Here is a 20,201-nt window from a genome sequence, read left to right on the forward strand (position 1 = left end):
TCTATGTTCTTTTTTCGCCATCAGTAATTTTTTTTAGGAATATCTTTCTTCACAATTTCCGTCATGTCGGGAAACCGTCATATTAAGATTGTTTTTGTGTCGGGAAACCGCCATTTATTGATCAAAATGATGTCTGGAAACCGCCAAACGTTAATTCAATTTTCTTAAGATATCTTCACTATAAAGTTTGAAAATCAATGGTCGTGACACGTTCATTGTGAATTAAAGCCCAAGCAAACATTTATTAACCCATTCTTTAATATTTCAATTCACCAATATTTTCAACACATTTATCTGTATCTTCACTAAAATTTCAGCCGCATGAAATCTTCCATTTACCGATTGAAAAAAATGATTAAAATTGAAAATTTATTGGGAGTTCAGTATGAAATACTTCTCATGAGAGAAGAATCAGACGTTTACCAAAATTTCAATTCAGTTCATTCAAATGGTATAATACTCGTCAGAAAAAAATCACTGAACGTGTTGAAATTTCAAATAAACAAATCAGTAGAGGGCTAAACGTTGCACAACTTGATTTAAAGAGCCAATAAAATAATTTATCATCTGAAAAATCAAACCACCCCATGAACCGCAGAAAATTCATACAACAAACAGCCTTAGGCACAGCAGGTTTGATCATGCTGCCTTCTTTGACTTTTGCTAAAAAAAGCGGAACAAAAATTACCATTCTTCACACCAATGATACACACTCACGCATTGATCCTTTTCCTGATGACGATGCAAAATTTCCGGGCTTGGGTGGTGTGAGCAAACGCATGACATTAATTCAAAATATTCGTGATGCAGAAGAGCATGTAATTTTATTAGATGCGGGTGATATTTTTCAAGGTACCCCCTATTTTAATTTATATGGTGGAAAACTTGAAATGAAACTGATGTCAGAAATGAAATACGATGCCGCCACCATGGGAAATCACGATTTTGATGGCGGAATGGATGGATTCGTAAAGGCGCTGACTCATGCAAATTTCCCTTTCCTTTGTTCAAATTATGACTTTTCAAATACTCCGTTAAATAGCATCACGCAAGAAAGAAAAATAATTAACGCCGGAGGAAAAAAAATTGGAATTTTTGGAATTGGCGTTGAACTTAGTGGTCTTGTTCCCCAAAACTTATATGGAGAAACGCAGTACCTTGATCCTGTCAGTACAGCCCAAAAGCAAGCTGATATTTTGAAACACGATGAAAAATGTGATCTCGTGATTTGTCTTTCACATCTTGGATACAAAGCAAAATTAAACCGCATGTGTGATCCGTTACTGGCAGCAGAAACCGACAATATAAACCTCATCATTGGCGGACACTCTCACACCTTCATGGAAAAACCGGAAGAACACAAAAACAAATCAGGAAAAAAAGTCCTCATCAATCAGGTAGGTTGGGCAGGTTTGGTTTTAGGTAGAATTGATTTTTATTTTGACAAAAAACCGCAAGCGAATGATTGGGCTTGTTATGGTATTGGTGCAAATGAGGTTGTTGGGTGATTGGGGTTAGGAGTTAGCGGTTAGGAGTTAGCGATTAGGAGTTAGCGATTAGGGCAAAGGAAATAGGGCAAAAGAAATAGGGCAAAGGAAATAGGGCAAAGGAAATAGGGCAAAGGAAATAGGGCAAAGGAAATAGGGCAAAAGAAATAGGGCAAAGGAAATAGGGCAAAGGAAATAGGGCAAAAGAAATAGGGCAAAGGAAATAGGGCAAAGCCCAATTGAAAATGAAATAAGGGCAAAGCCCTTATAAATACAAAACGTCTTTCCCCTTTCCTTCGGAGAGGGGCCAGGGGAGAGGAAAAAAAAACACGCACATGCAAATCAAATCCCTTAACACCGGTCAACCAACCACCATTGAATGGAAAGGAAAAAAAGTTGAAACGGGAATTTTCAAATACCCCGTTGAAGGAGGTATTTTCCTTGGTAAAACAGATGTTGAAAATGATCATGTGATGGACAGAATTCATCACGGAGGAAATGATAAAGCTTGTTATTTATTTTCTGCTGATCATTATGAGGTATGGAAAAAAATGTATCCTGATCTGAATTGGCAATATGGAATGTTTGGAGAAAATATTACAATTAGCGGGTTAGATGAACGCGATTATTACATTGGTGATGTCCTGCGCATAGGCGCTGTCACAGTTCAGGTTTCTCAACCAAGACAACCCTGTTTCAAACTGGGTATTCGATTTAATACTCAAACAGTAATTCAGAAATTTATTGAAATGAATGAACCCGGAATTTATATTCGGGTATTGGATCCCGGCAGTGTTTATGTAAATGATCCTGTTGATTTGATAGAACGACAACACAATAGCATAAGTCTGCTTGAAGTGTGGAAACTTTTATATGGACAAAATCCTGATGCTGAACTTTTGCAAGTTGCATTAAATAATCCATGGCTTGGTGAAGGGGCTAAAAGAACTTTGCGTTTGCGGCAAGGGGGGAAATAATCAAATCCTAATCGAGATATCTCGTTCGTTAATAATAATTGTTGAAACTCAGATTTTGAACGTGATCCTATTAACCAAGATAAAGCGAAGCGTAAACTAAACTTGATTAGACCAAAGGCGTGGAAATTTTTATTGATCTCATCAGAAGGCTGTTTTCTAGAACTTAATACGGAGTGACAGGTAAATCATCATGACATCCGCTTGTAAATCTCAATTCCAATACGATCAATATGTTCACGAAGATCAGTTGAAAGTTCCTGATCATAAAGAACAAGATCAACCTTATACGGTATCGGAAGTTGTTCATTTAGTAAAACTGATAACGCAATCAAATCGTGTTGATTCAAATTACCAAAAACTGCCAGATCAATGTCGCTACCAGATTTGTAATTTCCTTTAGCTCTGCTACCAAATAATTTTACCGTGCTAATATTTGATTTAGACTTAAGGGCAGCCAAAATTTCACTAAATGAATTCTCTGAAATTCCATACATGTTCATAAATACGATTTCATTAAATCATAGAAAATTTTGATAGATTGAAAGTATTTGTCAACGATTAAATGATAGGCAATATCTGAAGTTTTCTCATCGTAGGTATGTGCCATTAAATTTCTTTTTTCCAACATGTCCATCCAATCATCACCGTTTGAAATCAATTCGTATCGAAATGCTTCCTTAATTGTATCACGAGGGAATTTACACTCCAGACTTTTTGATTCCAGAAAATCTTTCATTGTTTTCCAAGCCAGCTCAAAAGTGAACTCATAAAATTGAATAAGCCCTGCCTTCTCAACTTTTGAAGGATTCTTAAGACTCACAGCAAATTCAAGGTTAAGAAAGGCTTTTTCAAAATTACTGAAACGCTGTTTCCACCGGATGTCATTCTCTTGTCTCATCTTCAGTAAATACTAATCTACTAATAATTCACCAACTCAAGCAATTTCTTTTCAAACCTATCTTTAGGCATAAAGTTTTTCTCAAGATCAGCATCAAATGGAACAGGAGAATCTAAGGCGCCTTCACGCATTACGGGTGCATCAAGATAGGTAAAACAATGTTCAGAAATCAGAGCAGAAATTTCTCCGCCAATACCACCGGTTAAACAATCTTCATGTAATACACATACGCGTCCTGTTTTTTTGGCTGTGGTATAAACGGCATCCATATCTAGCGGAAGCAAAGTACGCAAATCAAGAATATCTGCATCAATCTGATGTTTTTCACAAATTTCTTTTGCCCAATGCACTCCCATTCCGTACGTGATAATTGAAACGACAGTTCCTTCTTTCACTAAATTTGCCTTGCCAATTTCTATTGTATAATAGTCGTCGTAGACATCTTCTTTAATACTGCGATACAACCCTTTATGTTCAAAGAAAATTACCGGATTAGGATCAGCAATTGATGCAAGAAGTAGCCCTTTTGCTTCAGCTGCACTTGAAGGATAAACCACTTTTAAACCCGGTGTATGCGTAAACCATGCCTCATTGCTTTGAGAGTGAAAAGGACCTGCTGCTGAACCACCGCCCGTTGGCATGCGTATTACTACATCTGCTTTTTCACCCCAACGATAATGTAACTTTGCAAGATTATTCACTATCTGATTAAACCCAACAGAAACGAAATCTGCAAACTGCATTTCCATAATTGCTTTCATTCCGTTAATTGATAATCCAAGTGCTGAGCCAACAATTGCGGATTCACAAAGCGGAGTATTTCTAATTCTGTCTTTACCAAATTCATCAACCAAACCTTCAGTTACTTTAAAAGCACCTCCGTATTCAGCAATATCTTGCCCCATGATTACCAGATTTTCATGTTTTCTCAATGCCAGGCGCAAGGCATCTGTGATTGCATCAATATGACGACGTTCTGTTTTTGAATCACTCACCGGATGTATTGGTTGATTATCAAATGGCGCATAAATATCTGCAAGTTCATAAGCCGTGTCAACCTTTACTTTGGGTTCAGCATAAGCTATTTCCAACTCATCATTGATTTCTTTTTTAATTGCTTCACGTATGCGTTCAATTTCTTCAGCACTCAATATTCCTTCACTTTTCAAGTAGAGTTCATAATTGGCAACCGGATCTTTTTTTGCCCATTCATCCTGCATGCCTTCAGGATAATATTTTGTGCCGGATGCTTCTTCATGTCCGCGCATGCGGAATGAAATGCATTCCAATAAAAATGGTCTCGGTTTTTTACGCAATGATTCTGAAATTTGTCTTACCGCATTATATACTTCAAGAATATTATTGCCGTCTATCTGATAAGCATCCATGCCATACCCTACCCCTTTATCAATAAATTGTTTACAGCGGAATTGTTCTGTTGATGGTGTTGACAAACCCCATTGATTATTTTCTACACAAAAAATAATAGGTAAATCCCAAACAGCAGCTACGTTGAGTGCTTCATGAAAATCACCTTCACTTGCTCCTCCATCACCGGTGATTGCCAGCGCAACTTTTCTTTCACCGCGCAATTTGTGAGCCAATGCAATTCCATCACCCACTGCAAGCTGCGGACCTAAGTGTGAAATCATACCTACCAAATGATGCTCTTGTGAACCGAAATGAAAAGAGCGATCACGCCCTTTTGTAAATCCTTTTATTTTACCTTGAAATTGGGCGAACAAGCGGTGCAGTGGAATTTCACGCGCAGTAAAAATTCCAAGATTGCGATGCATAGGTAGTATGTATTCATCTTTTTCAAGACCAAGTGTAACACCTACTGAAATTCCTTCTTGTCCCCAACCGGAAAACCATTTAGAAATTTTTCCCTGACGAAGCAAAATGAGCATTTTTTCTTCGATCAGTCTTGGCTTAACCAGCGCTTTATAAATTCTCACCAGCTCAGGATCAGTAAGACCCTTGCGATCATATTTAATGTAAAGTTTATCAAGTACCTCCATAGTGTGCAGTTTCTAAAAACCACACAAAGTTAGGTGATATAAACGGCAAGGCAACAGCCTTTCTCAGAAATTATCAACGTAAAATCAACCTCCAACTTTGAGGTTCAGACTAGCACCAACCTGAATATAAGGAGATCCGAAACTGGTTTTTGTAAAATCTTTCATTTTTCCATCCAGTTTCCAATATTTACCTGAAACGTCAAATGCCCATCCGCTTTTTATATTGAAACTAATGATTGGTAACGTGAGTCTAAACTCAAGATTAGGGTCAAGTACAAAAACATCATTGCGGTAAATATTTACATTCTGTCCACTGTTTTGTATCAGATTAGGCACCGTGTTATCTGTTTGTTCCGTCATTTGCATTCTACCGTAACCCCAATCTAAACCTACTGCTCCCATCACATATTTGTTTCCAAAAGGATAATATGAACCAATAGTTGCAAGATATCCGTCAAGGGTGAAGCCATCATTATTAGAAATTTCAGGCATCCAAGAATATGAAAAGCGGCTGCCAACCACATTCATTTCAAAATAATCAAAGGCAATTGTATAGGTTAAAAACTTATCGGTGAAACCGGTTGATCCAAAATCTGTCAATGCAGTATTTAATTTTTTAATGCGTGTAAAATAATGATATCCGTAATAGAATCCGGCATGATATTCTTCCAGTGGAATTTGCCAGGTGAAATACGTATCCTCGTATCCATCCGGTTCTTCATTACAAATTACGATAAATGGCAATAGCTCAAAAAATCCGGAGATAGAATGTCTGCCTCCCTTGTATTCCATATCAATGATGTATGTGGTGCCATCATAGAGAAATTTTTCACGCAGATCAAGTCCTTCAATTACCTCACCATCCATCTGTTTATTGGTTGAGTAGAAAATTGGAATTACCAATACGGCATCTTTGAGCGATTTATCTATTTCAGTTATACGGCTTGCAACAGAGTTCATATAATAATCATAACAGTTGCGTGAGCCTTTGTCTTTATGAATATGACAACGGCCGAATTGTCCATAAAATTTTCCTGTAGGATCCTCGCGATAAATACGCTCAAACTCATCACACATAAACCGTTCACGTATAATTGGAGATTTCACATCACCTGCTCTTTCGGCTAAATACCATTCACGTCCAACCTCTAAACTGTTGATGATGGCAAAATAGATAGGGCCATCTTCACCCAGATGACGCATCAACGTATCTTTTAAAAAATTTGAATCATCAATGATAGATTTAAGAGATGACCAAGCGTGTACTTGGGCAAACTCAAAATCAAATGCAAAATCAGGCTCATCATAATAAGTACCTACATTATAATCCTCATAATTTGCACTGGATAAAGCTTTGATTTGTTCAAAAATTTCACCTCCAAAAAAACGGGTATCCAGCGTATCAACTATAGCATTCAATGCATAGATAGAGAAGTACGGGAATCTTTCAGCATCAATACCATGCACGTGAATTTTTTCAGCATCAGGCAATGAGTCGTTATATCTTTTTAAGCCTTTCACTAATCCGTAATAAGGAGAGTAAAACATATCAGAGAGATAATTCTGGAAAGATTTTTTTCCGTCCACAACAATTTTATCAATGATATACCCAACAGCGGGACTTTGTTCAAAAAGGAAATGTTTTACACCTTGAGTTTGGTGAAGATATTTGAGAAACCGCAACTCAAAGCGGCAATTGAATTCAGAATACGTATGATTTTCACCGGTGAAAAAAATCCGGTAATCATCTAATGTATCACCAAGAATTTCAAAATCAGAGAGGTCATCATCATAAACATCAACTTTTGAATATTTGTTTTGACTATAAGCACAAAGCGTGAAGAAGGAAAAAAATACAATGAGGGTTTGTCGCATAAAAAATTTACTTGTTATAACTGCAAAGCACGTGCATGTTTCAATGGTTTATAAAAAAACCCCAAACCGGATAAGCAGTTTGGGGTTTCTGAAAAATCAATTCATTATTGTTTAGCACCGGCCATTTTCGCCTTCAGTGCAGCCAGGCTGTCTGATGCTTTAACCTGTGATGATCCGCTTTCAAGTACCTTATCAATTTCTTGATCTACGGATTTATTTTCGTTGGCAATTTCGCCGTAAGATTCAGCCAAAGCTTCTTCTTGAGCAACTTTTTCTTTCATACGCTCAAGCATAGAAACCGTGCTTGAAGAATCAATGTCAGCTAACTGTTTATTGATATTAGATGTTGCTTTTGACACTTTTGCACGAGCGCGCAATGTTTTAAGCTCAACTTCAAATTTCTGAATATTTGATTTCAGATGTTTGATATTACCATCTAGTTTAGCAACACTGGCATCAAATTTTTCCTGATCTTTTTTACATGATTCAGCGCTAGCCATGTTTTGGTCTTTTTGAACAAGACACTCACTGGCAAGACGGTCAGCTTCTTCAGCAGTGATTTCACCGGCTTCAGCTTTTTTCAACAATAGCATGGCTTTACGTTCATATTCATTAGCACGCTCAGTGTGTGTTGCCGCATCATTTTTGGCACGAATAGCCAATGCTTTCACTTCAGCCATTGCTTGTAAAGCTTTGCTCAGATCTTCTTTCAAATCACGAATTCCCTGTTCAGACATTTTGATAGGATCTTCCAATTTATCAACCAGAGAATTTGCCTCCGCTGATCCAATTTTAAAAAGTCGTTTAAAAATATTCATTGCTCTAATTTTTTCAGGTTAGTAAATTAATTTTTTGAAAAACTGATTATTTCATCAGTGTACTCACTCAATAAAAGACTCAAAGAAGAAAGTGTTCCTTCCAGCTCATTGAGATCAAGTGTTTCAATTTGCAAGGTATCTCTGAAGATAACGCGTTTGCCATCCTCATCCAATACGAAAGCTCCATGCACAATCTGACGATTTTTCTTCAAAAGCTCTTTCGTTACCTCAGCCGCATTTTTTGGCTGCAAATCAAATAAATATTGCTCCATGATAATAATCGGATCTGCAATTCCAATTAGCATATTGGATATTCCGTCTTCTTGTGCTTCAATGATGAATATCTCTTTCTCTTTGTCCTCTTTCAGGATGGTTACACCCAAATCCATCAGGTAGTCTTTTACTTTATCAAAATTACTCATATTCGGTTTAGTATTAATGTTGTATCAAATATAGGAAATATTCAATATCAGCATCGTTAATATCATATAAATTAAATAAGAATTCACTTGATACGAATCTAATGCCGTCAATTAACCACGCATGGTTCATCTTTTATTGAGAGATGACTGAATAAAACATGCTAACTTTGTAAGTACACGCTAATGCAATGAAACTGACGCGAAAAAAAATATTTGACTATTCATTGAATGCCTTGCTGGTGCTAATCATTCTCATTTTATTTATTCCATCATGGAGAGTAGGGTTTCAAGGTTGGTTTCAGGGTTTATTTATGGGTGATGCTGAATTTAAAAAAGAAATTCGCCAAGAAATTCCCGACAAAGCCAAAAACTGGGCAATCTTTGATATGCAGAAAAAACTGGTCAACTTTGCTGAACTTGAAGGGAAACCCATTGTATTAAGTTTCTGGGCAACCTGGTGTGGGCCATGCAGAGCAGAATTACCAGAACTTCACGAACTCTATATTGCCTTAAAAAATACTGCGCATGTATTGGCGGTATCAGAAGAATCACATGAAATAATTGAAAAAACCGGACTTCAGAATACCTATCCTTTTTTATATAATACCCCGGGCATACCTGCTTTCTTTGATGTTTCAGCCTACCCTACACTTCTCATTATTGACAAACACATGCATATTGTTTATAGAAATAAAGGAGCAGCCGGACTCAATACGGAAGAAAACATTCAATTCATTCAATCACTTGCCGCCGAAGCATGAAATTTGCCGTTGTTGACATAGAGACCACGGGTGATAAACCTAAAAATTTCAAAGTAATTGAAATTGCCATCATTGTGCATGACGGAGTGAATGAATTGGAAACATTTCACTCCTTTGTTGATCCTCAAGAAAAAATAAATCCTTTTGTATCAAGACTAACAGGCATTACTGAAAATGATTTGCGCGGTGCACCCAAATTTTTTGAAATTGCTAAAGACATTATTGAAATAACTCAAGACACAGTGTTTGTTGCGCATAATGTCAGTTTTGATTATGGAGTGCTCAGAAATGAATACCGCCGGCTAGGTTATGATTACCGCATGGATCATTTGGATACTGTGCAAACTGCTAAAATTCTTTTTCCGGGATATGCATCTTATGGTTTAAAAAATATTACCAAAGAACTTGGTATCGCTTTGCCAAAACATCACCGTGCAATTGAAGATACCCGGGCTACAGCAAAATTATTCGGCATGCTGTTTGAGCGTGACAATCAAGGTTTACAAAAGTTTATTCGCCGAGAAATTGACACACGTTTTCTCAATCCAAAACTTCAATTGGAGCAGTACGATGACGTTCCAAATAAAACCGGAATCTACAAGTTTTTTAATGAAGGAGGAGAACTCATATACATTGGTAAGAGTATTCACATCAAAAAACGAATTGAACAACATTTCAAGAACAATAAAACTGAAAAAGCCAATGAAATGAGACGAGCAATTGCAGGCATTGAACATGAACTTACCGGAAGTGAACTTATAGCCTTGCTACGCGAATCAGAAGAGATTAAAAAGAATAAACCACCATTTAACCGGGCGCAGCGCAACTCAGTTTTCTCACACGGCCTCTACACCATGATAGATCAAGCCGGATACAAACAATTGTACATTAAAAAAATAGCCGGCAATGAACCGCCTGTTACGTCTTTCACTTCTCAGGCAAGCGCCAAATCTACCCTTGAAACATGGGTAAAAAACTATCAGCTCTGCCAAAAATTATGTCATCTATATGATGGCTCAACTGCCTGTTTTAATTATCAGATTAAAGAATGTTCAGGAGCTTGTGTTGGGGAAGAATCCATTGAGACCTACAATGAACGAGTTGAAAATTTGCTGAGTTATTTAAACTTTAATCGCCAAAGTTTTTTGTTGCTTGACAAAGGGAGATCAAGTAAAGAGTGTAGTTTTATTTGGGTAAATCAAGGTGAATACAGAGGTTATGGTTTCGCATTGAAATATCTGATCAGACGCCAACCATCTAATTTTAAAAAATTTCTCGTTCCGCAAACAACTAACCGAGATTTTCAAAGCATCATACGCATGCAACTTGAGCGGGATAATTCACTAGAATTGATTGAACTTTAAACAGGATTAACTGTTATTGTTATAGCATTAAGCATACACATGCCCAATCCCTTCAAACCATTAAATTTGTATCATCATGCAATTCATACGAACCATTGAACGCCCAGTTATTATTGCCGGCCCATGCAGTGCTGAGACTGAAGAACAAGTAAGGGAAACAGCGGGACAACTCAAGTCAACCGGCAAAGTTCATTTATTCAGAGCCGGAATATGGAAACCCCGCACCCGACCAGATTCATTTGAAGGGATTGGTGAAAAGGGCTTGGCCTGGGTGGTGAATGCAGGTAAAGAATTTGGTTTACCGGTGATCACTGAAGTGGCTAATTCACAACACGTGGAAAAAGCACTCAAAGCCGGTTTTACAAAATTTTGGATAGGTGCACGCACAACGGTAAACCCTTTCACTGTACAAGAAATTGCAGACAGTATGAAAAATGTTCCCGATCTGGAAATCATGGTAAAAAATCCAATTCACCCGGATGTTAATTTATGGATAGGAGCCATTGAACGATTCAAAAAATCAGGTATCTCAGAGGTGCATGCAATACATCGCGGATTTTATTCATTCAACAGCAAAGTATATCGCAATGAACCCATGTGGGAAATTCCCATTGCGTTGAAAGCCGCTTTTAGTGACGTAAAACTTTTGTGTGACCCAAGCCATATTTGTGGCAGACGTGATTTACTGGCAGACATTTCACAACGCGCCATGGATTTAATTTATGACGGTCTGATGATTGAAACGCATCCCAATCCGGACAAAGCATGGAGTGATGCTGCGCAACAAATTACACCGCAGCAATTAAATGAAATGCTTGCAGGTTTAATTGTGCGAAATGAAAATTCTGGTGATGATGCATTCAGAAAAAATCTTGAATCATTGCGCAGAGAAATCAACGGCATTGATGATGAGCTCATGCACATGTTGATGAAACGCATGCAAATTGTAAAACAAATTGGCAAATTCAAAGAAGAAAACAAAATCACCATTCTTCAACCACGGCGCTGGGATGAAATTAGAGCGCACTACTTGAAAATGGCTGAAGAATCAGGTTTATCACAAGAATTTATTGAAAAATATCTTGAAGCCATTCACCTTGAATCAATCAGGTTGCAGACTAATATCATGAATCAGCATGGAGGTTAAAATTCACAAATCACATCTACCAAAAGAGGTTGCAATTCCACCATCAAAAAGTTTAGCTCAACGGTATATTCTTGCCGCAGCTTTGTCTGAAACCACATGTCAGTTATTCAACACGGGTAATGCTGACGATGTAAAAAATCTGACGCATGCGCTTCAACTTGGAGGAGCATCAATTCAGCAAACAGAAGTTGGGCTAGTAATAAATGGAAAAGGATTGCTGCATGATGGTATTCTGAATTGTGGAGAATCAGGTTTGGCAACACGCTTGATTATTCCTGTGATGGCAGCGAGAGGAGGAAAATATAATGCCCGAGGTGAAGGAAGTATTCTGAAAAGATCAATGTCAGATATCATTTCTCTTTTGAAAAATCACGGCGTACATGTAATGCATGAAAATGAATTTTTACCATTTCAATTTGATGGAAAATTGGTAGCAGGAAATTATACCTTGGATGGATCAGCCGGATCACAATATCTAAGTGGATTATTGATGGCCTTGCCATTGCTTGAAAATGAATCTATTGTTGATGTGATCAATCCAACAAGCACACCTTATATTGATCTCACATTACACGTGCTGCATGATTTTGGAATTGAAATTTCTAAAAATAATTATACGCAATTCACCATACGCGGAAAACAAAAATATCAACCAATTAAATCAGAAATATTTGTTGAAGGAGATTACAGCGGTGCATCATTCTGGATCACTGCCGGTGCATTGTCAGCAGAAGGTATTTCAATTTATAATCTCAAAAAAAACAGTTTGCAAGGTGATCGCATTCTGGTAGATGTAGCTCAAAAGTCCGGTGCAAAAATTGAATGGAAAAATGACGAGCTATTTGTACAGCAGAATAAAAATAATCCGTTTGAATTTGATGCAACCGATGTGCCTGATTTATTTCCGCCCTTGGTAGTTTTAGCCGCTGCCGCTCAGGGAGAATCAAAAATACATGGCATTAAAAGACTCTTCAATAAAGAGAGTAACCGGGCTTTAGTTTTGCAAAAAGAATTTTTGAAATGTGGATTACAAATTAATCTTAGTGATAATACAATGCACATCATAGGCACAGGCAAATTGCAATCAGCAACTATTGATGCCAATCATGATCACCGCATCGCTATGTCAGCCGCCGTTGCCTCACTGCTATCAGAACAAGATATTACTGTCACCGGCGCTGAAGCAGTGAACAAAAGTTATCCTGATTTTTGGAATTGCTGGAAAAAATAATTCACATACCGGCAGGTTATTTCCATCTAAAAACAAAAAATCAATTTAGTTCATTAGCTAGATATTGAGAATGTTACGCCTGTCAATCGGTTTAAAATTTGTGTATTCGCTTACATTAGTTAAGTTTGTTGAAACATTGCGAAAGGATAATTGAAAAAAATAATCACATATCAAAGTCATTTTGATAAGGCAAAATTTATTGTGACCAGAAATCTCACTGTTCTGCTTACAGCATTGTTACTGTCACTTGGAATGGCGAACTTGTTGATGAATGACAGTAACTGGATTCCAATCACAGCCGGAGGAATAGCCGCCGGTTTGGTTTGGCTAACCGTTGTCCTCACAAAAAATCATAGAACAGGATCATTTATTGCCGCAGTGCTGATGACATTGCTGAACACATACAACATGATGGTTACTTCAGAATTTGGTCATTTCATTGATTTTTTCTGGTTGACAACTATTTGTGTTTTTGTTTTCTTCACTCTGGGAAGTCTGGTTGGTACCATTAATTTATTTGTAAATGTTTATCTGGTTGTGACCATTTATTTATTGGAACGATTTGATCTGATTACTCCCATGCCTAAAGCAATTACATCATTTGGAGAGGTGAATTTTGTCATCAACATTACCGTGGCGGCCGGTATTTTCAGCTATCTTTTTTTCTTGATGCTGCGAGAACAAAAACGTGCCGAAATAAAATATATTCAAGCCAATAATGAGCTTCATGATATCAATGAAGAAAAAACCGTGATGATGAAAGAAATACATCACCGGGTGAAAAATAATTTACAGGTTGTAATGAGTCTACTGCGTTTGCAGGCAAATGAAGTTGATGATCTTCTCGCAAAAAAACATTTTGAAGATTCAGTAAACCGCATTTCAGCCATGGCTCTCATTCATGAAAAAATGTATCAAAGTGAAAGTTTGGTAAAAATTGATTTGAAAGCCTATTTATACCAACTGATTGATGATTTAATTCGCTCCTACTCGAGCAAAACAGAGGTAGAAGTAGAAATCAAATCAGATGTAGAACATATTGAACCAAAATCTATTGTACCCGTTGCGCTTATTTTCAACGAGTTGGTTTCAAACACACTCAAACACGCATTTGGAGATAAAAACCGTGGCTGCATAAAAATTCAAATAAACCGAAATTCTGAAAAAATTACGGTCTCTTATCATGATAACGGCACGTGGAAATCAAGCCAATCAGAGAATGGATTTGGACTTGAAATGATTGAAATTTTCACTGAACAATTAGATGGATTAGTAAAACGTACAGTTGAAAACGGAACCACCTATCAGTTTGAATTCCCTACACGCTTATAATTTTAAACGTCGCGCATGTACAGATGTTTTCTCAGGATTCCAGGGATCTTTATAAGAGAGTTTAAAGAAAAATTCCTGCAAATAAGCAACGGTACGTACAATGCGAAGATAATATCCAAAGTAAAAAACCATACACGGAATGTACACAAGAAAATAAGAATAGTTGGTATGACTGCGCTTGCGATAAAGAGAATACAAAACGAATTTCACAAAATTAGTCAGCGTGTACAACAAAATATTGGTGATCAAAATATTTACAATGGTTGATGGATAATTGAGTATCATGTCAAATAGATAGAAATACCATTTGAAATTTAAAATCAGATTGTACGTAATATTCTCAACAAAGGCAATGAAGTTTGCAAACTTGAAAGCTTGGTTCGGATAAAGTACATCACGGTGTTTGCGCACCCTGAAACGGATGAGTGATTTGTCCCAACGCAAGCGTTGTTTTGTCAGTTTTTTAAATGTATTAGGAACACTGGTGAGGCAAACCGCATCTTGTTCAAATTTGATTTTATATCCAAGTTTTCTGATTTTTACGGTGATATCACCATCTAATCCCGGTCCTATATCCCAACCTTTAACCTGATCAAGTACATCAGCCCTGAACGCTCCGAAGGCACCTGAAATAATTCTGTAAATTCCTAAATAAGATGTAACTGCACGCCCAATACTGATGGTATCATAATATTCAATAGCCTGCAATGAGGTAACTAAACTCTCTTTATAATTGCGCACCTGAACATTCCCTCCAACACCACCTACCTCTTTATCAACATAAAAAGGAATAATAATTTTTTCAATTGCATCATTGTCATACGAGCAGTCTGCATCCATGTGAATGATGAATTTTCCTTTGGTGAAACGCAGTCCAAAATTTGCTGCTGATGCTTTACCACCACGTATGTCATTGCGAATAAATAAATCTATCAGTCCGGCTTTTTCCAAATCACGTCCAATGGTAACTGTATCATCATCTGAACCATCATCAATTACAATAACCTGGATGTTTTTATAGGTTTGCTCTTTTAGAGAATTGATGAGTTTATAAATGTGTTTTCCTTCATTTTTACCGGGAATGATGACCGACACCAAGGGATTTTCAAACAGAAATTCTTCCCGTGCTTTCTGGTATGCAGAACGATTTAATCTTTTACTTAATTTCCAAAGATTGAGAATGACAAATTCAATCAGAAAATACCGAATGAATTCAAAAAAAATGAAGAACCAAAACAACCTGATAAAGTGGTCAACGGTCAGGCTTGATAAAAACCGCAGATAATTATCTAACAGTTCTTCAAACACTATTTAAAGTCTTTAGTGAGCATTTGAATGTGCAGTTCAGGAGATAATTTATAGTCAAGCGACATGACATTGGTTTCAAAATGCACTTCAATGTTTTTGAATGCCGTACTCATTAATCTGCGCAGCATCACGATAATTTCTTCTAAAATTCTTTTGGCAATTCGCAACGGAATTTCGTTCATGGAAAGCACAATAGTTGAAGAACTTTGAAAAGTAATCACATCAGAAGAACGGATATTACTTCGAATAACTTTTACCAAATCTTTGAGTAATCCTTTTTGTACTTCACTTCCAATTTTAGAATAAACCTGAGATGGATTGGTAATGTGAATGGCACAAATATTACTTGATCCTTCAGTTTGTTTCAAGCGCTCAATTTCATATTTGAGCATTGTTTTGAAGGTGTCAAATTTTACTGTTCCTATAATTTCTTCAATATCTTTTGATGTAGATACAAAACCATTGATTGCGGCAAGTTCTCCTTTTTTTGTAAGACGATATCTTCTGATTTCTCGTCCTTTCAATACCTCAACACCATTATCTGTCAGACAATTCAGACAACGCGCCTTTACGTTATAATCTTGAAACTTGTGTGCGCAGTTTTTACACTCATGCAACACGGATGGTTTATCATAATCAACTCCAATATGTCTAAGTCTTTTATCACATTTTGGGCAATCCAGCTGATCATCAATTTCATTTTTAAAATCACTTAAGGGGCCAACATATCCGCATGGAAAGTGATGAATAATATCTTCAGTACTTGAATTGGAGCTGCCGCACTTTGGACATACCTCTCTATATGTCATGTGTCCGTTTGAACAATTTGAACACAAATAAATTCTATCATAATACTCAGATTCAAATATTCCTTCTTTCTCTGCCAATTCAAGAATATCAAGTACCGTATGCTCTTCTGTATGTCTGAAATTCACGGATAGAATTGGATACGCGTAGTTAATACCTGAATAAACATAAGGTACAGGTTCCAATTCATAATTATCACAGGTATACATGAAAGAGATAGTTTTTTCAATCATCTGCGCTTCAAATGAAATAGAATTGGTAAACCTTAAATCATTGGCTTTAGTCAGAATTTTTTCAACGGTTGGAACAATAAATTCAATTTGTTCAAGAGTGAAAATAGTACCATCAACCAAGCGATTTACAAAGGGATCAATGATGTTAATTCCTTTTAAAATGAATACCGGTTTGAGGTAAATATCAGGTGAATTATTTGATCTAATGCGTCGCACAAGTTGCCTTATAAAATCAGGATCTTTACCATCAATGATTACGGCGTTATGATATTGCACTTTGTCAACATTCAAACTATCCAACGCATCAATAAGTAAAAAAGTGAAGCCCGAGTATTCAATAACTGAATCGGTAATTTTAATATTTGACTGTTCAGGGCTTTCCATCAGAACGTGCGTTTAGTAATTTTTACACTGAGTTTGTAATATTTTTTCCATTTCTCCAAATCATCCGGCGTGATTGGCAAAATGTCTGCCGCCAGTGTTCGCGTGGTTGGTTCAAATTTTTTCTGAAACTCTTCAGGTAAAATATAGGTGGCAGAGTAAAACCGGTCAACATAACCAATAGAAGTGGTTCCGTCAGCAAACTCAATATCTACAACATCTCCTTCATGCAAATGCCGTAAATCTTCCTGCTCAAAAAATCCTTTGATGTGCACAAAATTCGGTTGGTGAATTGATAGAATTGTTTCAGTTTTCAATGCCACCTCAAATGGTTGTTTATCAATGTGCGTAATGCTGCCTTCAATGGGTGAAGTAAATACTTTAAACGTAGAATCATTTTCAGCACCGGTAAGCATAACATGGCCTGACTGATTAATCTCAATGCGTTTTTGTTCATCATCTTTTTTGAGTAAATCCATGAGATAGCCAATCTGTTTGCGGTAAATTCTATTTTGCTCAGTAAGAAGATTATTATCTGCCTCAAGGCGGGTAATCTGATACTCTAAATTTTCAAGATTGGTGTGAGAAACGGCGTCGAGAATTACCTCATTGCGCACCCGTTCCAAATCCATTCGGTAAATTTCAAGCAATTTGTTATTATCACTTATTTTCACCGTGTTCAGGTCAATGCTTTTTCTGAGTTGAAAAATTTCACGTTCAATCCATGAATAATCATCGCCATTTGCGTCAGAAATACTCACGGCATTGCCACCGCCTCCACCACCATTTCCATACACATCTTCATCCAGAAAATAAGTAAACAAGGTGTCCCCTATTTTTACATCATCTCCTTCTTTTTTAAAGAATTTGTAAATGCGAATATCGTCAGTATGCCTGATATCAACACTTTCAAAAAGTACTTGTCCGTTACCTTCAATATAGAGATATCGGTTTATTAAAAATTTTCCAACAAAGAAAAGAGTCAAAAAGAGTAGAAACAGGTATATCACCCGATCCCAATTAAACGGTTTTTTAACGGTGCGCTTCTGCGTCTCGTCAAAATACCGGAGATAACTATCTTCCTTGCGTTTAAAATTTAAACTCTTCATTATTCAATACTCTTCTTATCAAACTCAATCATGCGTCTCAGGTCGTGATACGCAAAATGTTTGATTGCGGTTTGGGTTTCCAGTTCACTTATCTTTTCTTCCATTAAAATCCTGCTGGCAAAATCTTCAGTTCTCAACGCAATAACCATTTTATCTTTTCCACTGTCTGTAAAGGTTGTCAGTTTTTTAACCAGATAGTCTGTGTTTACATTTTCATAACACATAAAAAATATCTGATCACACAAATCAATCAGTTGATCAACAATGGTTGGATTGTAATGTGGCGGAATTGAAACTGCCAATTCCAAATCTCTATTTTTACACCATGTACTTACTTTGCCAACAAATTCAAGGTACTGATTCACGATGCGCTGTTGCTCTGTTCCCCATTCAGGCATGGTGTGCGGTTCAATGTCTAAATGAATTCCTTTTGGCTGAATGTCCGGATATGCATTCAAGATTTTATTCAATTTAATTTCAGGTTCTTTATCAAACATAAAATCATTGTTGCCCAGCATAAAATACACATCACCGGTTTCAGCAGCGTACGTCATGAATTGTTTTTTAGCTTCAAGCAAGGTATCTTGGTCATCTACTGCAACAATCACATTGTCAAACTCGTTGTAGATTGCATATTCTGCCAAAAATGCCGGAGAATTATCAACAAAAGTTTTACTCCAAACATAAACATATCGCTCTTTTTGATCAAGATATGAACTGAGTGTTTCAGTAGTTTGCGGTACAATGATATTCCGCATTTCTGTTTGCGGCAATCGTGAGTGAATTTTTAAAGCCTTCAGATAGAGATTCTGCAAAAGATCTACCAATTCAATATCAATTTGCAGCAAGTCGTCATACAAGTCTAAACCACCCATTGGATCAATGTTTTCATCTCCAAGTTTCACTTTCACTTTTTCAACGCGCAGGCGTTCCATAAATAATTTTCGCTTCTGATAAAACCCAATGAACTGCTTCAATTTATATCTGAATTCGTAGCCAATATTAAGTATATTTTCTTGCAAATCAATACGTTGTTGAACAAGTTTTTCATTTTCATATTTCCATTTTTCTGATTCAATTTCGTTGATCAGCTTATGGTTAAACGGTATGGGCACTGACACATTAAAACCTGCCGTGAAAAAACTACGGTACCCTGTTCCTATCAAATCATAGTAATTGTAGCGAACAAAGGGACTTAGATTTATTTGGTGATACCAACTATAATAATCTTGATATTGATTTGTTGTCAGCAAACTGTCTGTTTGCATTTCAAGCCGGTCAAAAATAAAATCATAATTCAAATCAATCAACGGAAGATTGCCATAATCAAAACTCATACTATCATCTGCAACTTGCAAATAATCATTGTATGATTGGTACACCCTGATCAAACTCTCAACTTCAGCCAAACGGCTTTCAAGATTTATTACTTCTTCTTTTCTTAATTTCTTTTGCAAAACCAAATCAGCAATGATTTTGTACTGGCTCTCCAATTGCGATTTTCGCTTGTTCAGAATATGAATTTTAACCTTATTAAATAGGTAAATGGTATAGTCAAAACGCTCAAGAAAATGATATGATTCAGCTGTTGCCTCATTGATCATGTGGGTGCGTGCAATTTTATCCTCAAAAATACGGGCCTGCACTCGGTTTTCAAAATATCCGTCATTTAGCACATTCCACTCAACGCCAGCGCCAAATTTTCTACTGTAAATTAAATTGTCTTCTAAATCACCTAACGATGGATTAATATTTTCAAGATAGTTGCCATTAATTGAAATGCCATAGTCACGTTCAACTAATTCTTTTTGTTTTTCAAGATATTGAGAACGACTGATTGAATTACCTGATCGCTCACGAACAGAAATTTGATCAATGATACTCAATGATGTATCATTAAAGTATACCGGCTCATAATTGGTATTTGAAAATAGTTGTTGCAGCAATTTTACTCCTTCAAAAAAAGCAGTATCAGACTGTGCATAAACCACACCGGTAGCAAAATAAAATATGACAAATAGTTTTTTCAG

18 protein-coding genes are annotated in these 20,201 nt (G+C 36.7%); 8 read left to right on the forward strand and 10 right to left on the reverse strand.

Translation table 11 applies throughout. The features are described 5' to 3' along the window. Nucleotides 1-321 precede the first annotated feature (321 nt). From IPH66_09830 to IPH66_09840, 3 genes are all read left to right on the forward strand, one after another. The gene (locus IPH66_09830) at nucleotides 322-522 is read left to right on the forward strand and encodes a hypothetical protein (GenBank protein ID MBK7129645.1); all 201 of its coding nucleotides are present in this window, start codon (nucleotides 322-324) and stop codon (nucleotides 520-522) included. 65 nt (nucleotides 523-587) lie between these two features. Beyond that, the gene (locus tag IPH66_09835) at nucleotides 588-1,508 is read left to right on the forward strand and encodes a metallophosphoesterase (protein ID MBK7129646.1); all 921 of its coding nucleotides are present in this window, start codon (nucleotides 588-590) and stop codon (nucleotides 1,506-1,508) included. Nucleotides 1,509-1,822: 314 nt separating this feature from the next. Next, nucleotides 1,823-2,464, forward strand: a complete 642-nt coding sequence (locus IPH66_09840) for an MOSC domain-containing protein (GenBank protein MBK7129647.1) — start codon at nucleotides 1,823-1,825, stop codon at nucleotides 2,462-2,464. 188 nt (nucleotides 2,465-2,652) lie between these two features. Here the strand turns inward: IPH66_09840 and IPH66_09845 are convergent, their stop codons facing one another. The 6 genes from IPH66_09845 to IPH66_09870 form a co-directional block, all read right to left on the reverse strand. Beyond that, nucleotides 2,653-2,964, reverse strand: coding sequence for a nucleotidyltransferase domain-containing protein (locus tag IPH66_09845; protein MBK7129648.1), 312 nt, complete (start codon nucleotides 2,962-2,964; stop codon nucleotides 2,653-2,655). After that, on the reverse strand, nucleotides 2,961-3,362 hold the full coding sequence (locus IPH66_09850; protein ID MBK7129649.1) for a nucleotidyltransferase substrate binding protein: 402 nt from the start codon (nucleotides 3,360-3,362) through the stop codon (nucleotides 2,961-2,963). The genes IPH66_09845 and IPH66_09850 overlap by 4 nt, the downstream gene beginning before the upstream one ends. Before the next feature lie 20 nt (nucleotides 3,363-3,382). Next, entirely contained in the window at nucleotides 3,383-5,383 is a 2,001-nt protein-coding gene (locus IPH66_09855; GenBank protein ID MBK7129650.1) for a dehydrogenase E1 component subunit alpha/beta, read from the reverse strand. 84 nt (nucleotides 5,384-5,467) lie between these two features. Next, nucleotides 5,468-7,258 (reverse strand): hypothetical protein, encoded by a 1,791-nt coding sequence (locus tag IPH66_09860; protein ID MBK7129651.1) that lies wholly within the window; start codon nucleotides 7,256-7,258, stop codon nucleotides 5,468-5,470. Between the two features lie 104 nt (nucleotides 7,259-7,362). Then, nucleotides 7,363-8,076 (reverse strand): PspA/IM30 family protein, encoded by a 714-nt coding sequence (locus tag IPH66_09865; GenBank protein MBK7129652.1) that lies wholly within the window; start codon nucleotides 8,074-8,076, stop codon nucleotides 7,363-7,365. Between the two features lie 26 nt (nucleotides 8,077-8,102). Then, nucleotides 8,103-8,498, reverse strand: coding sequence for a YbjN domain-containing protein (locus IPH66_09870; GenBank protein MBK7129653.1), 396 nt, complete (start codon nucleotides 8,496-8,498; stop codon nucleotides 8,103-8,105). A 188-nt stretch (nucleotides 8,499-8,686) separates the two neighbouring features. Between IPH66_09870 and IPH66_09875 the strand changes: the two genes are divergently transcribed. The 5 genes from IPH66_09875 (at nucleotide 8,687) to IPH66_09895 (ending at nucleotide 14,333) form a co-directional block, all read left to right on the forward strand. Further along, nucleotides 8,687-9,259 (forward strand): TlpA family protein disulfide reductase, encoded by a 573-nt coding sequence (locus IPH66_09875; GenBank protein ID MBK7129654.1) that lies wholly within the window; start codon nucleotides 8,687-8,689, stop codon nucleotides 9,257-9,259. After that, the gene (locus tag IPH66_09880; protein ID MBK7129655.1) at nucleotides 9,256-10,623 is read left to right on the forward strand and encodes a 3'-5' exoribonuclease; all 1,368 of its coding nucleotides are present in this window, start codon (nucleotides 9,256-9,258) and stop codon (nucleotides 10,621-10,623) included. Before IPH66_09875 ends, IPH66_09880 begins: the two co-directional genes overlap by 4 nt. Before the next feature lie 76 nt (nucleotides 10,624-10,699). After that, entirely contained in the window at nucleotides 10,700-11,770 is a 1,071-nt protein-coding gene (locus tag IPH66_09885) for a bifunctional 3-deoxy-7-phosphoheptulonate synthase/chorismate mutase type II (protein MBK7129656.1), read from the forward strand. Continuing rightward, nucleotides 11,760-13,001 carry a 3-phosphoshikimate 1-carboxyvinyltransferase gene (gene aroA / locus IPH66_09890; GenBank protein MBK7129657.1) on the forward strand — a complete coding sequence of 414 codons (1,242 nt, stop codon included), beginning with the start codon at nucleotides 11,760-11,762 and terminating at the stop codon, nucleotides 12,999-13,001. Before IPH66_09885 ends, aroA begins: the two co-directional genes overlap by 11 nt. Before the next feature lie 150 nt (nucleotides 13,002-13,151). Then, entirely contained in the window at nucleotides 13,152-14,333 is a 1,182-nt protein-coding gene (locus tag IPH66_09895) for a sensor histidine kinase (protein MBK7129658.1), read from the forward strand. On the opposite strand, the gene IPH66_09900 is transcribed toward IPH66_09895, so the two are convergent. The 4 genes from IPH66_09900 to IPH66_09915 are packed head-to-tail and all read right to left on the reverse strand — an operon-like array spanning nucleotide 14,328 to nucleotide 20,162. Then, nucleotides 14,328-15,644 carry a glycosyltransferase family 2 protein gene (locus IPH66_09900; protein ID MBK7129659.1) on the reverse strand — a complete coding sequence of 439 codons (1,317 nt, stop codon included), beginning with the start codon at nucleotides 15,642-15,644 and terminating at the stop codon, nucleotides 14,328-14,330. The genes IPH66_09895 and IPH66_09900 overlap by 6 nt on opposite strands. Beyond that, entirely contained in the window at nucleotides 15,641-17,065 is a 1,425-nt protein-coding gene (locus tag IPH66_09905) for a hypothetical protein (protein ID MBK7129660.1), read from the reverse strand. Before IPH66_09905 ends, IPH66_09900 begins: the two co-directional genes overlap by 4 nt. Beyond that, nucleotides 17,065-18,171: a hypothetical protein gene (locus tag IPH66_09910; GenBank protein MBK7129661.1), complete on the reverse strand. Its 1,107-nt coding sequence runs from the start codon at nucleotides 18,169-18,171 to the stop codon at nucleotides 17,065-17,067. The genes IPH66_09905 and IPH66_09910 overlap by 1 nt, the downstream gene beginning before the upstream one ends. Then, complete coding sequence (locus IPH66_09915) at nucleotides 18,171-20,162, reverse strand: hypothetical protein (protein MBK7129662.1); 1,992 nt, start codon at nucleotides 20,160-20,162, stop codon at nucleotides 18,171-18,173. The genes IPH66_09910 and IPH66_09915 overlap by 1 nt, the downstream gene beginning before the upstream one ends. Nucleotides 20,163-20,201 lie beyond the last annotated feature (39 nt).

This window comes from Crocinitomicaceae bacterium, assembly GCA_016708105.1.
Classification (GTDB): domain Bacteria; phylum Bacteroidota; class Bacteroidia; order Flavobacteriales_D; family Crocinitomicaceae; genus JADJGJ01.

Bases quoted from the DNA above. Each gene is read 5' to 3' on its own strand.
- IPH66_09855 (MBK7129650.1), bottom strand. From the start codon at position 5,383: ATGGAGGTACTTGATAAACTTTACATTAAATATGATCGCAAGGGTCTT.
- IPH66_09905 (MBK7129660.1), bottom strand. From the start codon at position 17,065: ATGGAAAGCCCTGAACAGTCAAATATTAAAATTACCGATTCAGTTATT.
- IPH66_09840 (MBK7129647.1), top strand. From the start codon at position 1,823: ATGCAAATCAAATCCCTTAACACCGGTCAACCAACCACCATTGAATGG.
- IPH66_09865 (MBK7129652.1), bottom strand. From the start codon at position 8,076: ATGAATATTTTTAAACGACTTTTTAAAATTGGATCAGCGGAGGCAAAT.
- IPH66_09910 (MBK7129661.1), bottom strand. From the start codon at position 18,171: ATGAAGAGTTTAAATTTTAAACGCAAGGAAGATAGTTATCTCCGGTAT.
- IPH66_09880 (MBK7129655.1), top strand. From the start codon at position 9,256: ATGAAATTTGCCGTTGTTGACATAGAGACCACGGGTGATAAACCTAAA.
- IPH66_09850 (MBK7129649.1), bottom strand. From the start codon at position 3,362: ATGAGACAAGAGAATGACATCCGGTGGAAACAGCGTTTCAGTAATTTT.
- IPH66_09845 (MBK7129648.1), bottom strand. From the start codon at position 2,964: ATGAACATGTATGGAATTTCAGAGAATTCATTTAGTGAAATTTTGGCT.
- IPH66_09875 (MBK7129654.1), top strand. From the start codon at position 8,687: ATGAAACTGACGCGAAAAAAAATATTTGACTATTCATTGAATGCCTTG.
- IPH66_09860 (MBK7129651.1), bottom strand. From the start codon at position 7,258: ATGCGACAAACCCTCATTGTATTTTTTTCCTTCTTCACGCTTTGTGCT.
- IPH66_09830 (MBK7129645.1), top strand. From the start codon at position 322: ATGAAATCTTCCATTTACCGATTGAAAAAAATGATTAAAATTGAAAAT.
- IPH66_09870 (MBK7129653.1), bottom strand. From the start codon at position 8,498: ATGAGTAATTTTGATAAAGTAAAAGACTACCTGATGGATTTGGGTGTA.
- aroA (MBK7129657.1), top strand. From the start codon at position 11,760: ATGGAGGTTAAAATTCACAAATCACATCTACCAAAAGAGGTTGCAATT.
- IPH66_09885 (MBK7129656.1), top strand. From the start codon at position 10,700: ATGCAATTCATACGAACCATTGAACGCCCAGTTATTATTGCCGGCCCA.
- IPH66_09835 (MBK7129646.1), top strand. From the start codon at position 588: ATGAACCGCAGAAAATTCATACAACAAACAGCCTTAGGCACAGCAGGT.